The sequence below is a fragment of the Olsenella uli genome (assembly GCF_016899935.1).
Lineage (GTDB): Bacteria > Actinomycetota > Coriobacteriia > Coriobacteriales > Atopobiaceae > Thermophilibacter > Thermophilibacter uli_B.
Genome location: NZ_JACJJK010000004.1, coordinates 146,952 through 161,375 on the forward strand (window position 1 = coordinate 146,952; position 14,424 = coordinate 161,375).

The following is a 14,424-nucleotide window of genomic DNA, read 5'->3' on the forward strand; positions in this document are numbered from 1 at the left end:
CGGTGCTAGCTTCCCTGAATTGCGTTTACCAAAGGGAGGTCGTGGTGGTTTGAAGTGCGTGTGGCGCCGAGAACGATAGATGCAAATAGCAGAATAAGAGCCAGATTGATGACCACTCCCCCCCAGTATAGAGGGTAGACAACAGATTCTGGAGTATTTCCTGGAAGGGAGACGATAGGCAAAGTGATGGTGCAGACCGAGAGCGACAAGAGACAGAGCTCAATTGACTCTGCTTTATTCGTATGAGAAGAGCTCAGTCTGTCACGGATGCCCATGGTGAGTCCAGGAAGAAGCATGACTAGGGAATACGTATAGCTGACCGAAGGGACAATGACGCAGAGGAGGCCAGCAATAACGAACTTAGTCCAAGAAGACGTCTCGCGGATCAAGAAGTAGATTCCTAGAACTAGAACTGCGAAGCAGAGGACTGTATCCAGACTACGCGGTAAGGCATGACCAAGAATCGCCTCGAGAACGTGCAGCATGTTCAGGATTGAGAACTGTAGGCCGAAGCCGTGCGCTGAGTGGTCGTTGACAAATTGATTAAGTCCAGCGAGCAGACCAAATAAGGCATCCATTCCGCCGAGCAAGGCAAACGGCACAATAAACAGCATAAAAATGAGCAATGCTGTGAAGGAAAACGCCCGGTACCTGTGCTCGCCCAATAAAATAAATGAAAATATAAACGGATATATCTTAATTGCGGCTGAGATGGAAAGCGAAATGTAGGCAATGATGCGGAGGGCCCTATTGGGTGATTGATGGAGGGCTGCAAATATGAAGGTCCCGCATACGGAAAGCAGCAGCAGGTTACCCCGTTCGAGAAGAAACAGAAAAGGGCCGGAGAGAATATTGATTAGTACGATACAATATCTTAAATGCTCCGGAAGCGAGCGAGTCATGTGGATGATGGAGATGCATATCCCGACCACGCAGAGCATCGTAAAAACGATGTAAGAAATGAAGGCTGGCTCATAGTTCCTCAGAAAAAAGCCAGTGGTCGCGGTGCCTGATTGGACAAGCTGGTCTGCGGTCGGCACTCCAGTTGGAACAATATAATGAAGTATTTTTAAAGCAATGAAACAGAGAGGGGGATAGTTCGAACCGTCTGCATAAGGTTGATCAGAGGTTGCCATGGCAAGACAGTTGAAGTAGTCCATTGCCGAGTCAGTTGGCGCGGGATGGAAATAGGAGTCAAGTAGAAGTCCGCGGGAGAGTAGAATGGCCAGGAAAGACGCACCACTCACTATTGCAAATAAGAGAAGAGGAGAATAGCGTCGCAAGTATGATGGCTTACTCACGAGAATCCCTTCGAATGTACTAGATGGAATGATTAGAAAACGAAATTGCCCCCGCCAAGTATAGTGACCGACGGGGGCGTTCTTTATGATGCACTAAATGCAGAAGCCAGGGGCAACGCCAAAAGCGTTCGAGGCGGCACCCCCGCGGAAAGCCTCTCCTCCCTCAGATGTGTAATAGAAATTCGCCGCCACATCTGCTGCGGACGAGCGCTGCCACCAAGGGACTGCAGATATTCCGGGCGCGGTGGCCAGTGTTTTCTGAAGAGTGGGCAGGGGAACGTTTCGTGCCGCCCCGCAGTTTGCATACAGTTGATACTGACTGCCTTCACAATCGAGAGCCCCAAAGTATGCGGAATTACTACCATCTGAGGGGCCCTCAATTTCGATTTGGGAGAGTAGCCACAAGCTGTCAGATGAAGCTGTAACGGAGTTTGGATCACCAGTGAAACCAACACTATTGGTGAGCTTATTCACGGGGACAATCCGCGATTGGAGATCCTCAGGGAGAAGGGCAATGAGATCGCTGTTCATCCAAGCGCGCATCTCGCAATTTGCCCAACCGCCCTCGGTGGTTCCGTTGGAGTTCATAACATGTTGTCCGATGGCGTCCCTGAAGACGAACGATATGCCCGCCTTACCAGATCCGTCAGACTTGTCATCATGGTAAAAACCAAGGATCTGGACTTCGGTGGTGGTGCCATCGGCGAGTTCAAGTTGCTTCACCTGCGTGCCGTCAAGCGTGCCGTCGGGATTAGTGAGGTTGTAGCTCTTGGCGACCTCAAGGGCTTCCTCCTGGCTGCCGCAAGCGGAAATCTGGGCAGAAATCTTCGACAACTCTTCCCAGGAGTAATCGTTTACTGTTGCCCTCACCGGAACACCAAGGAGACCAAAGCCGTTGGTGAGCACTGCGGCGACCGCCACAGCAGCGACTATGAAGACTGCGGCGAGAACAGGGATGACGACGCGGGCCTTTGACTTCTTGCGCTTGGGCCGAGGCTGCTCGGCGACGGAGGAGTTGGACTGGATGGGAGGCTGCCCCTCAACGATCGGGGCCTCCTGAACACGCCGGGCTGGCTGAGGCGCGGGGGCCTGCTGTTGGTTGTTGCTTACACTAGCGGAGGGCATAAGCGGTGCCCCGCATCCTGTGCAAAACTTTGCGCCGTCAGCGTTCTTGGTGCCACAATTAGTGCAGAACATATCTCCTCCGATGTTCGAGGACGTTTCTGTCGTTCATTCTAGTTGAGAGCTCGCCTTATGCCGGGAGAAAAGCTCGTTAACTGCGCCGAACGGCTACCGTTTGGCAGCCGATTCGGGCGCTGGGTGGGCCCCAGGAAGAGCTAGGCCCCTATGCAGAGCATCGCGGCTGCGGATGCGAAGGCGGCAACGGCTACAATCCAGGGAATTGCCTTCACGTACCACTCTTTGGGCTTAAGGGGAAGCGCTATGAGACCAGCGAGCAACGAGAAGCTGCCCACAGTCGCTAGATTAATCGCGATGACGAGCTTGACGTCAGGAGCCTTCTGACAGCCCATGTTGACGTTCACGAGAGTAAACACGGCAGCAAAGATGGCCATGAGGGTCATAACATTGCCGTAGATGCGCTTCTCGATCCCCTCGACCTCGGTCGCCTTCTTCTCCACTTTCTTGAGGTCATGCTCATAGCGGGACTCGTAGTCGCCTAGGCCCCTGAAGGCGTCTTCGTCACTGAACGCTCCCTCGTACGGGGTGTCCGTCGGTTGGTCGAGACGCTCGAAGACGAGCTGCGCGATTCCCTTCTTGGTGTCGAGCACGATGACGTCGCCGGAGACATTCGTAACCCTAAAGTAGACACGCGTTTCGTGCCCCGGGAAGTAAAGGGGCGCGTCGAGATGTAGCCCCAAGCGAAGACGTGAGTTTTTGATTCTCACGCTACAGGCAAGGTTGCTGGGAAGGTCGACAACCTCAACGGAGGCGGCAAAAACGGAGTCTCCCGGGTTGAGGGTGTACGAGACAAGCCCCTGGTTATAGCTCACCTTGTCGGTAAAGAAGTTCTGCGTGGTAAGATCGTAAGAGACAGGTCCAACGTTCGCAGTCTTTCCGTCCTTGATGACGCCATCATTTATGCACGCGAGAATGCTTTGATGACTTAACAGCATCGCGAGGCCCCCTGCCACAATCTCTTCGATGCCTTGCAAGTATAGCACGGTGTGATGCGGTGGTCGTTGGTGTGGTTTCGTGAGTAAACTAGACCAAGATGGCAGATGGTGGGGACTGGTTGGAGATTCAAGACACTCGGCGATGGGGAGGGCTTGCACGTAAGAAGCACATGGTTAGTTTCGTGCGGCGCTTCTGCAGTGGCGATGCTGACGGCCGGGTTGCTCGTCCCCATGTTCTTTGGAGCCAACGACGATTCGTGCACTATTCAGATTCTCTTGGGTGGTGGCGGCGCCGCTGCGGAGCCCCTGCCGATGCGAGCAAGGCTGGTCGTTGCTGTTCTCGCCGCCGCCCTTGTCCTGGCTCCGGGCGTCGTTACGGTGAATCTTCATCTCCGCCTCTGAGAGCGCGTGCGACCTGCTGCTGCGTTATATGCGTAGCACCTATGGCGACGACGTCGAGATGCGCCAGGTTGACAAGATTGCCGGCGGCATGAACGTGTACGAGTTCGTGCGGGCAGGGGAGTAGGTGATACGTGGTTCACGGCATCCAAGCACAAGCAGGCTCGACACTGGCGCCTTGGATATCTGCGGGCAGCCATCTCTTGCATGCGTTGCAATCTACTATGTTCTACCAGCGCGTGGGTCAATTTACCGGTAATCTGTGGGTCCAATTGTCGATAATCCGTGGCGATAAACGACGGTAATGTGCCTCCTACGCTCCCGCCTCTGTGCATGAGCGGATGAATCTCGCGAATTCGTCGAACGAGCGGGCCTCGCGGGCGCGGTCCACGAGCGAGGCGTCGGTGAAGAGGCCAAACAGCGACTCGTAGACGCTCTTGAACGTGTCGCGGGCGTCGTCGCCGATCGCGATGAGAAAGACGACGTGCACGACGGAGCCGCCCCACCGGACGCCCTTGTCGCTTATCGCCACGGCGATGCTGGTGCGAATCACGTCGTCGCCCACCACGGAGTGGGGAATCGCCACGCTGCCAAACGCCGTCGACGCCGCCCGCTCGCGGTCGAGCACGTTCTCGCAGAAGGCCTCGCGCACGCAGCCCTCCCGCAGCAGCCGGTCTGCGAGCAGTACGATGAGCTCAAACTCGTCGCTCGTCTCCGGCGCCGGCGAGACAAAGAGCTCTCGCCGGAAGAAGCGCGCGAAGTTGTTGTGCAGCACCTGGTTGTGACGGCGCTGCATGATGCGCGAGACGGCCGTGTTGATGGCGGCAAAGTTGAGGTCCTTGGCGTAGGGCGTGACCTGCACTGTCTCGAAGCTCCCAAGGGTGTGCACGGGCACCGAGGTTATGAGCAGGTCAAACTTGAGGTGCTCGATCTGATGCTCGTAGGAGACCGTCTGGATGATGCTCAGCTGCGTTGAGAAGTTCGCCTGGATCCGGTTGCGAAGCGCCTCCGCCATCCCGTGATAGCTGGGGCAGAGTATGACGCAGCTCACCTTGTCCGCGACGGTCTTCTGCCGCTCGATCTCCGCCCCGACGTGGAGAGCAACGAAGGTGATCTCGTCATCGTTGATGTCGAGCGCGAGGGCGTCCTTGAGCATGAGGGAGATGCTCACCGCAACGTCGTAGATCATCGGACAGTCGTACTTGAAGGTGAGCGCAAGGGGGTTGCTGATGTGGGCACCCGCCTTCCTCCGGAACAGCAGCGTGTTGACGTGCAGCGCAAAGGGGACGAGAAAGCTGTCGTCACGCAGGTCGATGAGATACAGGTCGTTGATTTTGCATGCGATCGAGTAGGCCAGATCCAGGAGCTGCTCGTCCACGATCTTGCAGGCGTCCTCGGCGCTGCTCTCCATCTCGGTGCCGGTGAACGACCGAAAGAGCAGGTATATGCTCGCCCGCTCCCGCTGGTTGATGCAGATCGAGAAGGCCTCCTCCAGCTGGTCGCACACGTCGGAGACGAGCTCCTGCTGCGGGTCCCCCGTGGCCTCGAGGGTGGACCCCTCGGTGATGGACTGACCGTTCTTGATACGGCTGACCGTCACGATCAGATGGAGCAGGAACACGACCCTCGCAAAGTCGTTTATCGAGTATCGATGCGCGGTCAGGCCGTCGTCGAGGATGCGCGAGACGCGCTCCACGGTGTCGGCCGGGAAGCTCTTCTCGAGGACCGACGCGCCCATGAGCCCGCTCCCCGTCTCCTCGAACAGGGCGCTGCTGATGAGGGAGCGCTTGTCGAGCTCGGAGCCCTCGAGCCGAACGACGTCGTGCTCGATGGAGAACGTGACGTTGAACGAGGCGTAGCGCTCGTTGAGCCGCGAGATGGTGCCGCGCAGGGTCGAGTAGCTCACATGGAGGTCGTCGCACAGGTCAAACATGCTGATGCCGTCGGCGCCGTCGAGCGCAAAGCGCTTGACGATCTGGTGCTCCCGCTCGGCGCCCGTGCGCGGGGCGGGAGCCTCGTCGAGCTGATGGAGCAGGGGCCGCGCGAGGTCGCGCACGGCCGTGTACCCTCGCCGCGACGACTGGATGGGCAGCCCGCCCACGAGGCGCTCGCCCGTCTTGTTGAGGTCGGAGACCCGGTACTTGACCGAGCGGACGGAGATGCCGAGCAGCTCCGAGAGCTGGCCGGCGGTGAGCGGCCCCTCCTGCGCCAGCAGAATGCGCAGCAGCTTGATCGCGTCTCTTCTCACCGCTCTCCTTCGTCTCGGGGCCGTGCCTGCGGGCCTGACGCCAGTGTAGGTACGCCGCCCCCGCCGTCGCGCAGTCGCTTGCACCGTAGCGGGCAGGGGCCCCGCAGGGCTCCTGCACCCAACGATGCAAGCGGCGATTTGTCCGCCCGCGCGGGGCGGTGGATGCTGTGGCCAAGGTCGACCAAGGCGCACGACAGTACGTACCCACGAGAGGAAGAGAGATTGCGATGGAGAACATTCGCGTCCTGCTGTGCTGCGGCGCAGGCATGAGCTCGGGCTTCCTTGCACAGAAAACCCAGCAAGCTGCAAACGCCAAGGGCGTCGCCATGCGCGTGAAGGCGGTGAGCCAGAGCGTCGTGGACGACTATCTGGACGAGATGGACATCCTGCTGCTGGGGCCGCACTTCGGCTCCCACCTGAGCGAGTTCGAGGACCTTGCCGCGCCCTATCACGTTCACGTCGCGGTCATCCCGCAGGCCATCTACGGCAGCCTCGACGGCGCCGGCATGGTCGACTTCGTTCTCTCGGAGCTCGGAAGGTAGCGACCGGATCGTTCTTCTCGACGTTCCCCAAAGGAGGTTTTCATGGAAAAGTTCATGAACTGGCTGCAGTTCAGTCTTGCTCCGGCGGTGCAGCGCTTCACCACGCGCCCGTGGATCGGCGCGTTCTCCTCGGCGATCGTGAAGTGCCTGCCGTTCATTCTCACCGGCAGCCTGATCTACTTCTACAACGCGCTCATGGTGTTCTTCCCCTGGCTTCCGAGCCTGAGCGCGGTCACGGACTACACGTTCTCGATGCTCGCCCTGCTGGTCGCGTTCATGATGGTCTATCAGGCCATGCAGTACCTCAAGCACCGCGAGTACCAGGTCGTGGGCGGCCTGACTGGCATCTGCTGCTACATGATGTCCATGGGCGGGGAGACCGTTGACGGTGTCTACTCCGTGACCTGGAACCGCTTTGGCCCCACCGGCATGATCGTCGCCCTCATCGTGGGCATCTACGTGGCGGTCATCTTCAACCTCATCGCCAAGCTCAAGCTGTTCGAGAACAACACGACCGTCCCGGAGTTCCTGCAGGAGTGGATCAGGAACATCATCCCCATCTTCCTGTCGGTGTTCATCCTCAAGTTCATCGTGCTCGACTTTGGCGTTGACCTGTTCCCGATCGTGACGTCGGTCTTCACCCCGATTCAGGCCATCGCGCAGTCCTACCCGGGCTTCCTGTTCATGAACCTCTTCATCACGCTGTTCTACTCGATCGGCATCTCCGGTTGGGTCTTCTCGGGCCCGCGACAGGCAATCTTCATCCCGGCCATGGCGGCCAACGTCGCTGCGGTCGCAGCCGGCGGCGTCGCCACCAACATCACTACGTCCGAGACCTGCTCCACCATCGCCCTCATCAACCTGGGCGGCATCGGCTGCACGCTCGCGCTCAACCTGCTCATGCTCCGTTCCAAGAGCAAGCGCCTGCGCTCCCTCGGCAAGGTCTGTCTCGCCCCCTCGATCTTCAACATCAACGAGCCGCTGCTCTACGGCATCCCGATGGTCTTCAACCCGCTGCTCATGATCCCGATGTGGCTCTGCGTGTTCGCCGGCTCGACGCTGGTGTACGGCATCATGTCGTTCGGACTGCTCAACATCCCGTCCATCCAGCTCTCCATGGTGGGCACGCTCCCGGCCCCCTGGTCCACGGTCGTGTTCTGCGACGACTGGCGCGGCATCATCTGGTGGGCCGTCTGCCTGATTCTCTACCTCGCCATCTACTACCCGTTCTTCAAGGCGTACGAGCGTCAGGTGCTGGCCGAGGAGGCCGAGCAGGAGGCGGCGGCCGGTACTGAGGACGCCCCGTCGAGACTCGTGGACGTTGAGGCTGCCAAGGCCGTTGCCAGCGCGGCGGCTTCCGAGAGCCCGGCGGCCGATGTGGACGCGGCGGCCCGGCCGGCTGTGGCCTAGGGGAGGCGACCATGGACGACGAACTGACGACCATCGCCATGCAGATCATCCTTGCCGCCGGCGACGCGCGCAACAAGGCGAGCGAGGCCGTGGACCGGCTCCTCGCTGACGAGGATGACGCCGTGGACGCACTGATCGCCGAGGCCAGAGCCGACCTTCAGGAGGCGCACCGCGCCCAGACCGGGGTCATCCAGGCCGAGGCGGCCGGCAACAAGCACGAGATCACGCTCCTCTTTGTGCACGCGCAGGACACGCTCATGACCATCACCACCGAGGTCAACAACTACGAGAAGCTCATCGCGGCCTACCGCCGCCTCAGGAAGGAGATCGCCTCATGCAGATCGTAAAGCCGTTCCCCGAGGGGTTCATGTGGGGCGCCGCCACGAGCGCCTACCAGGTGGAGGGCGCAGCCGAGATCGACGGCAAGAAGGACAGCCAGCAGGACGTCATCAACCGTGAGATTCACGACGAGTACGGCTACGCGGACTGCTCCGTTGCCTCCGACCACTACCACCACTACAAGGAGGACGTGGCCCTGATGGCCGAGATGGGCTTCTCGTCCTACCGCTTCTCCATCAACTGGTCGCGCGTGCTGCCGGACGGCACGGGCGAGCCCAACCCCCAGGGCGTCCAGTTCTACCACGACCTGATTCACGAGCTGCGCGCCCACAACATCGAACCCGTGGTGACGATGTGGCACTACGACCTGCCCATGGCCCTTGTCGAGAAGTACGGCGGAGGCTGGAAGAGCCGCGAGCTGGTGGACGACTTCGAGTACTACGCGCGCTTCCTCTGCAAGGAGTACGGCGACGAGGTCAAGTACTGGCTCACCATCAACGAGCAGAGCATCGTGGTGAACTACATCGACCGGAAGAACAAGATCTCGGTCGAGGACATGTTCAACCCGCGCTTCCGCTGGCAGGCCAACCACTACATGAACCTCGCGCACGCCAAGGCCTGCATCGCGATCCACGAGCTCGTGCCCGGCGGCAAGGCGGGCGCCGCGCTCGACATCGCCCCGTACTACCCCAAGACCAGCAAGCCGGCGGACGTGATGGCGGCGAAGAACGCCAACGAGTTCAAGAACTACTTCTACATGGACGCCTACTTCAAGGGCATCTACACGCCGTCCGTCATGAGCTACCTGCACCGCCAGCACCTGGACTTTGAGATCCAGGACGGCGACATGGACATCATCGCCGAGGGCGCGCGCTGCTTTGACTTCCTGGGCGTGAACTACTACCAGAGCCAGTGCGTGGAGGCCGCCGCGCCGGGAGCCGCGCGCCGCTACAAGCAGAACAACAAGATCGGCAAGGGCGGTCACGTCACCTACGAGATCCAGCCCGACCTGTTCCAGGGCTGCAAGAACGAGTTCATCGGCGAGACGGACTTCTCCATGCCCATCGACCCGAGCGGCCTGCAGTACATGCTCGAGGACATCTACGACCGCTACGGCAAGCCGATCATGGTGTGCGAGAACGGCTTTGGCGGCTACGACACGCTCGAGAAGGACGGCTCCGTCCACGACCCGTATCGCATCGAGTACCTGCGCGAGCACATCAAGGCCATCGGCCGCGCGATCGACAACGGCGTGGAGATGCTCGGCTACAACCCGTGGAGTGCGATCGACCTGCTCTCCACGTCAAACGGCATCGCCAAGCGCTACGGCTTCGTCTACGTGGACCGCACCGACGACGACGTCCGCGAGTGCAAGCGCTACCGCAAGGACTCGTTCTGGTGGTACAAGAACGTCATCGCCACCAACGGGGCCAACCTGGAGTAGGGGGCGAGCGTCATGCGCGAGGCCACGACGACCATCCGGAATCGCACGGGGCTGCACGCGCGGCCGGCGACCGAGCTCGCGAGGGTGGCATCGTCGTTTGCGAGCGACGTGATCCTGCTGTACGACGGCAGGGCGACAAACGCCAAGAGTCCGTTCGCGGTGCTCTCGGCGGACGTCCGGCCCGGCGCCGAGGTCACGGTTCGGATCGAGGGCAGCGACGAGAACGAGGCGCTGGCCGCCGTGCTGGCGTGCCTACAGAGCCTGCCCGACTAACTTCCCGGACTTGCCTAAAAGGGGTCAGACCCCTTTTAGGCAAGTCTCCCTCGTCCGAGCGTTCGTTGCCCTACGCTCGTTTAATTCCCACCGCAAACACGATGCCAAACCATACGGTGAGAATCGCCATGAGGCCCAGGTAGACCCACGAGGCGCCGTCGATGCCGGCCGCGCCGACCGCAAACGGGCACGCCACGAACGCGAGCGCGGACACGACCACATATCCCGGGATGAGCTTGTTCTGCCAGCGGATGATCGTGAGCCCGGTGGTGAAGAGCGTGGCCATGGCCAGAAATCCGCCGCCCGCCAGCAGCACCAGGAGGTCGACCTTGTACGGCGCGAGCTCGGTGTTGTAGAGCAGGTTGAGCACCGGCACGCCGACGAGCCACGCCCCCGCGATGCACACGAGCGTGATGCCCACGATGATGAGGACCTGCAGGGCAAAGCGCCGCGCGAACGCGTCCCGGCGGCCCTCCGCCCAGTCGTCGGCGAGCGAGGCGATAATGGGGTTGTAGATGAAGCCCGCGAGCAGCCCCACCACAAAGACCGGCATGGCAATGTAGCCGTACTGCGCCTGCGCGACGTCGTCCATCACGGCATCGATGGCGTACTTGGGCGCGTTGCCAATGTAGAAGAGCAGGAAGGCGGCGAGAAACACGGGAAAGCACTCGCGCAGGAGCGCGACGGTCTGCCGGCCGAGGCGGCCGGTCTGTTGGGGCGCGTCGTCACACGGCAGGCCAAAGCTCCGACGCGCCCAGATCGTCTCGCCCACAAAGAAGAGCGCGGTGAAGACTGTGGTGACGGTGAGGGAGAGCAGCAGGTTGCGCGTGACGGCAATCAGGACGGCAAAGACCGCGATCATGGTTGCCATGCGCAGCGTGAGCACCTTGGCGCCCACGTCGAGTCGGCCGTGCTGCTGGTAGTTGCCGTGGAACACGTCCTCGTAGGCGTCGATCGCCTTAAAGAGGAGCATCATGAGGACCACGAGGGTCTTCTCGACCGTGTAGCCGACCGTGAACGCGGACCACGCCGTCCAGGCGACGCCAAAGACGACCATGCCCAGCACGCTCACGACGCGGGCGGCGTGGTAGGGGGCGAAGGCGTACTTTTCGTCCACGTCGGAGACCTGGAAGTTGCGGACGCCGTACTTGCCCAGATTGAGGAAGAGGTTGGCATTGGCGTAGGCTATCGTGAAGATGCCCGCCTGCACCGGGTCGCACACGTGCGAGAGCACGACGAGCATGACTACGGACTGAAAGGCGTTGAGCAGCCCGGCGGCCGTGTTCCAGACGTAGGCCGCGCGCTCGATGGCGGCGTCGGCGGCGGGCTGTTGCTTGGCTGCGCTGTTCACGTGCTCCGCTCCCCTTGGGTACACTTGTTGAAAACGTTACGGTAGCGATGGTACTCGGCAAAGGACGAACATGCAGCAGCCCGAGGCATCTTCAGGAAAAGAGTGCGCCTCCGCTCGCGGTGCGTGGCCGGTCGCGGCCGCTGCCGCGGCCATTGCGATGGCGCTGGCGATGGCGCTTATCCCCATGTTCTTCCCCACCAACGATGACCCGTACGCCCAGCAGATCATGGCGGGCCTCATCGCCCCAGAGCCCAGCGGGTACATCTCGTTCATGAACTACTGCCTCTGCTGGCTCGTCTCAAGGCTCTACGCGCTGATCTCCGGGGTGGCGTGGTGGCCGCTGGTCCAGCTGGCGTTGATCTACGTCTCGATGACCATGATAGGCTACGCGGCGTTTTGCGTGACGTGCCAGCGTTTGCCGAGGCTGCCCCGGTGGGCGGCCTTTGCGTGCCTCACCTGTGCGGAGGTGGGGCTCTTCTCGCTGCTGGTGGCCCGGCTCCAGTTCACCGATACCGCGTCGTTGCTCATGACGGCCGCGATCGTGTGCTCGTGCTGTGCCCCCGGGCGCGGCGGCCACCCGGTTGCCCGCGCAGTCCTTCCGGCGGTTCTCGGCGCCATCGGGTTTGCGATCCGTGAGCAGTCGGGGCTGCTGGGTCTGGCGTTCTGGGGGTGCGCCGTTGTCGCCGCCCTCGTCCGCGTGTCGGGCGGGGTGCGGGAGCGTCTTGCGACAACGAGGCGATATTGGTCCGCGCTCGCAATGTGCGTGGTGATGTGCCTGGGACTGTTCGTGGTTCAGAGGGTCGTGTACGGGACCGCCGAGTGGCAGGCCGCCTTTGACGGCTCGATCTCTCCCTATACGGACTACCCTCGTGTGTCGTACGAGTCGGATCCCGAGCGCTATGAGTCCGTGGGCTGGGACGAGGACCTGGCGGAGCTCGTCGCCGACTGGTACGCCATGGACGAGCGCATTACTCCCGAGGCGCTCGACGCGGTCATGGCGAACAACAACACCTGGCTGACCGAGCTGCTCCAGGACCCGGGTGAGGTCACGGCGAGCCGGCTCTCCGAGGCGTCCCAGCGAAGCACGGTGAGCTACTTCGCGCTGTTTGCCGGCGCGTTTGTGGCCGTGGTCTCCCTCACGCGATGCGGTACCCGACGCGTGGCCCTGCTGACCGGCGTCCTCGCCCTGGGGCTCCTGGGATACCTGTTCCTCCGAGGCCGGATCCCCCAGCGGGCGGTGTTCTCAGTGGTGCTCCCGGCGCTGGGCGCGCTGGCATCCGTCGGGGTGGGAGAGAGGCGCCCCGGCCCGCGCGACAAGGCTGCGTGGCCGACCATTGTGTCCTTGGTGCTCTGCGCAGGTTTCTCGGCGCCGCTGTTTGTCTCGGCGGCACGGGCGGGGCGCTTCGTCATCGCTGTGTCGCTCATGACGATGGCGCTCGCCGCGGCACGGGACCTTGCCGTGCGGCGTGGGACAAACGGCCGCGTGTTGCGCGTCCTGAGCGGCGGCATCCTGGCGCTTCTCGCTGCGCTCACGCTGCTGCCCGCCGCGTGCGCGGTCACGCAGTATGGATATGGCAGCGAGGACTACGCAAAGGAGGCACAGCGCGAGCGTAACGTCGACGCGTTCTACGACTATGCGGAGGCCCATCCCAACACCCTCTTTATCTTTGACGGATCCGCGTCGCTGGTCTCGCAGGACCCGTGGAACCTCCGGTGCCCCAACAACCAGGTCGCGTGGGGCGGGTGGAGGTATCTCGCCCCGTGGTACGACGAGGCCCTCAAGAAGGCCGGATTCTCGGGGCGTCAGACGACCGAGGACTTCTTTGATGAGAACGTGCGCTTTGTGAGCGGCTCAGAAAAGAGCACCGACCTGCTCAGGAGCTACCTAGAGGGGCTCTACGGACCCGTAACGTTTGTCTCGGAGCGCGTGCTGGGGACCAACTCGAACAATGGGAGGGATACGATTGTCGTCTACCGGATAGAGCGGGTGGGCTGACGCTGCCGCTCCCTGGCGTGCCCTCCCGTGGAAAATAACCCGCAAATAATGATTTCATATTTATATATTCGCTGGAAAGAATTTTGTGAATGTCAGATTTTGCTGGTTAATTTAGCAAGCAAGAAATCAGGGCCTCTCCACGTGTAGTCGCGTTGTTTTTGAGTTGAGACCGTTGCGAATGTGCCGGGGCTGATATCCTTAAGAATACGTGAAACGAATCCCACCGCACGCGAGGGGCATGAGGACGCAGCTGACAGACACACAGGTTTCCGTGGGGAGCCCCGCCGCCAGCAGGGAGGTGGATTCCCAGCTCGCGGAGCTGCACGAGTTCGCGGACCGCTACGCGGACCGTGGGCAGTACCGTCAGACCGCCAAGCTGGCATACCGCCTGGTCAAGCGCGCCTTCAACATCGTGTTCTCGCTGCTCGTGCTCGTCGTCCTTCTTGTCCCCGGGCTCATCCTCTGCCTCGCCATCATGCTGGAGACCAAGGGCTCGCCGATCTACGTGCACGAGCGCGTGGGCTACCACGGCCGGCGCCTCGGCGTGCTCAAGTTCCGCACCATGGTCGCCGACGCGGACGACCTCGAGAAGTACCTCTGTGACTGGGAGCTCGCCCAGTTCCGTCGCGAGCACAAGCTCGACCACGACCCGCGCGTCACGCATCTGGGCGCCTTCCTGCGCAAGTCCTCGATCGACGAGTTCCCGCAGTTCCTCAACGTGCTCGCGGGCCAGATGAACGTCGTGGGCCCGCGTCCGGTCACCGAGGAGGAGCTCGCCTGGTTCGGAGACGACGTCGACGAGCTGCTCTCCTGCCATCCCGGCATCACCGGCCTCTGGCAGACGCTCGAGCGCAACGACGCCACCTACCAGACCGGCGTGCGCCAGGAGATGGAGCTCACCTACGTGCGCAAGCGCTGCATCAAGATGGACCTGGACATCCTCGCGCGCACCTTTGGCGTCATGGCGAGAAAGACGGGGAAGTAGC

12 protein-coding genes and 1 pseudogene are annotated in these 14,424 nt (G+C 61.4%); 7 read left to right on the forward strand and 6 right to left on the reverse strand.

Going from position 1 to position 14,424, the window contains the following annotated elements; all coding sequences use genetic code 11:
- Nucleotides 1-5: 5 nt before the first annotated feature.
- From H6A07_RS04975 to H6A07_RS04990, 5 genes and pseudogenes are all read right to left on the reverse strand, one after another.
- Complete coding sequence (locus H6A07_RS04975; protein WP_204813824.1) at nt 6-1,160, reverse strand: glycosyltransferase family 87 protein; 1,155 nt, start codon at nt 1,158-1,160, stop codon at nt 6-8.
- A gap of 234 nt (nt 1,161-1,394) precedes the next feature.
- The gene (locus H6A07_RS10310; protein WP_342636562.1) at nt 1,395-2,207 is read right to left on the reverse strand and encodes a DUF6273 domain-containing protein; all 813 of its coding nucleotides are present in this window, start codon (nt 2,205-2,207) and stop codon (nt 1,395-1,397) included.
- Between the two features lie 225 nt (nt 2,208-2,432).
- Nucleotides 2,433-2,498: pseudogene (locus tag H6A07_RS10425) on the reverse strand (zinc-ribbon domain-containing protein); the annotation flags it as partial.
- A 140-nt stretch (nt 2,499-2,638) separates the two neighbouring features.
- Nucleotides 2,639-3,436 carry a dCTP deaminase domain-containing protein gene (locus tag H6A07_RS04985; protein ID WP_204813826.1) on the reverse strand — a complete coding sequence of 266 codons (798 nt, stop codon included), beginning with the start codon at nt 3,434-3,436 and terminating at the stop codon, nt 2,639-2,641.
- Nucleotides 3,437-4,148: 712 nt separating this feature from the next.
- Entirely contained in the window at nt 4,149-6,083 is a 1,935-nt protein-coding gene (locus tag H6A07_RS04990) for a PTS sugar transporter subunit IIA (protein WP_204813827.1), read from the reverse strand.
- A 227-nt stretch (nt 6,084-6,310) separates the two neighbouring features.
- Between H6A07_RS04990 and H6A07_RS04995 the strand changes: the two genes are divergently transcribed.
- Genes H6A07_RS04995 through H6A07_RS05015 form a run of 5 tightly spaced genes read left to right on the forward strand, consistent with a single transcriptional unit; the run spans nt 6,311 to nt 10,091 of the window.
- Nucleotides 6,311-6,625 carry a PTS sugar transporter subunit IIB gene (locus H6A07_RS04995; RefSeq protein ID WP_204813828.1) on the forward strand — a complete coding sequence of 105 codons (315 nt, stop codon included), beginning with the start codon at nt 6,311-6,313 and terminating at the stop codon, nt 6,623-6,625.
- A gap of 42 nt (nt 6,626-6,667) precedes the next feature.
- Nucleotides 6,668-8,035 (forward strand): PTS transporter subunit EIIC, encoded by a 1,368-nt coding sequence (locus H6A07_RS05000; protein WP_204813829.1) that lies wholly within the window; start codon nt 6,668-6,670, stop codon nt 8,033-8,035.
- Nucleotides 8,036-8,046: 11 nt separating this feature from the next.
- A complete protein-coding gene (locus tag H6A07_RS05005; RefSeq protein WP_204813830.1) occupies nt 8,047-8,382 on the forward strand; it encodes a PTS lactose/cellobiose transporter subunit IIA in 336 nt (111 codons plus the stop codon).
- On the forward strand, nt 8,370-9,818 hold the full coding sequence (locus H6A07_RS05010) for a glycoside hydrolase family 1 protein (protein WP_204813831.1): 1,449 nt from the start codon (nt 8,370-8,372) through the stop codon (nt 9,816-9,818). Before H6A07_RS05005 ends, H6A07_RS05010 begins: the two co-directional genes overlap by 13 nt.
- Nucleotides 9,819-9,830: 12 nt before the next feature.
- The gene (locus H6A07_RS05015) at nt 9,831-10,091 is read left to right on the forward strand and encodes an HPr family phosphocarrier protein (RefSeq protein ID WP_204813832.1); all 261 of its coding nucleotides are present in this window, start codon (nt 9,831-9,833) and stop codon (nt 10,089-10,091) included.
- A 70-nt stretch (nt 10,092-10,161) separates the two neighbouring features.
- On the opposite strand, the gene H6A07_RS05020 is transcribed toward H6A07_RS05015, so the two are convergent.
- Complete coding sequence (locus H6A07_RS05020) at nt 10,162-11,442, reverse strand: lipopolysaccharide biosynthesis protein (protein ID WP_204813833.1); 1,281 nt, start codon at nt 11,440-11,442, stop codon at nt 10,162-10,164.
- Between the two features lie 70 nt (nt 11,443-11,512).
- On the opposite strand from H6A07_RS05020, the gene H6A07_RS05025 reads away from it, so the two are divergent.
- Complete coding sequence (locus H6A07_RS05025; RefSeq protein WP_204813834.1) at nt 11,513-13,438, forward strand: hypothetical protein; 1,926 nt, start codon at nt 11,513-11,515, stop codon at nt 13,436-13,438.
- Nucleotides 13,439-13,736: 298 nt separating this feature from the next.
- Nucleotides 13,737-14,423: a sugar transferase gene (locus H6A07_RS05030; protein WP_342636563.1), complete on the forward strand. Its 687-nt coding sequence runs from the start codon at nt 13,737-13,739 to the stop codon at nt 14,421-14,423.
- Nucleotide 14,424: the final 1 nt, after the last annotated feature.

Bases quoted from the DNA above. Each gene is read 5' to 3' on its own strand.
- H6A07_RS04985 (WP_204813826.1), bottom strand. From the start codon at position 3,436: ATGCTGTTAAGTCATCAAAGCATTCTCGCGTGCATAAATGATGGCGTC.
- H6A07_RS05005 (WP_204813830.1), top strand. From the start codon at position 8,047: ATGGACGACGAACTGACGACCATCGCCATGCAGATCATCCTTGCCGCC.
- H6A07_RS05015 (WP_204813832.1), top strand. From the start codon at position 9,831: ATGCGCGAGGCCACGACGACCATCCGGAATCGCACGGGGCTGCACGCG.
- H6A07_RS05025 (WP_204813834.1), top strand. From the start codon at position 11,513: ATGCAGCAGCCCGAGGCATCTTCAGGAAAAGAGTGCGCCTCCGCTCGC.
- H6A07_RS05000 (WP_204813829.1), top strand. From the start codon at position 6,668: ATGGAAAAGTTCATGAACTGGCTGCAGTTCAGTCTTGCTCCGGCGGTG.
- H6A07_RS04995 (WP_204813828.1), top strand. From the start codon at position 6,311: ATGGAGAACATTCGCGTCCTGCTGTGCTGCGGCGCAGGCATGAGCTCG.
- H6A07_RS05010 (WP_204813831.1), top strand. From the start codon at position 8,370: ATGCAGATCGTAAAGCCGTTCCCCGAGGGGTTCATGTGGGGCGCCGCC.
- H6A07_RS04975 (WP_204813824.1), bottom strand. From the start codon at position 1,160: ATGGACTACTTCAACTGTCTTGCCATGGCAACCTCTGATCAACCTTAT.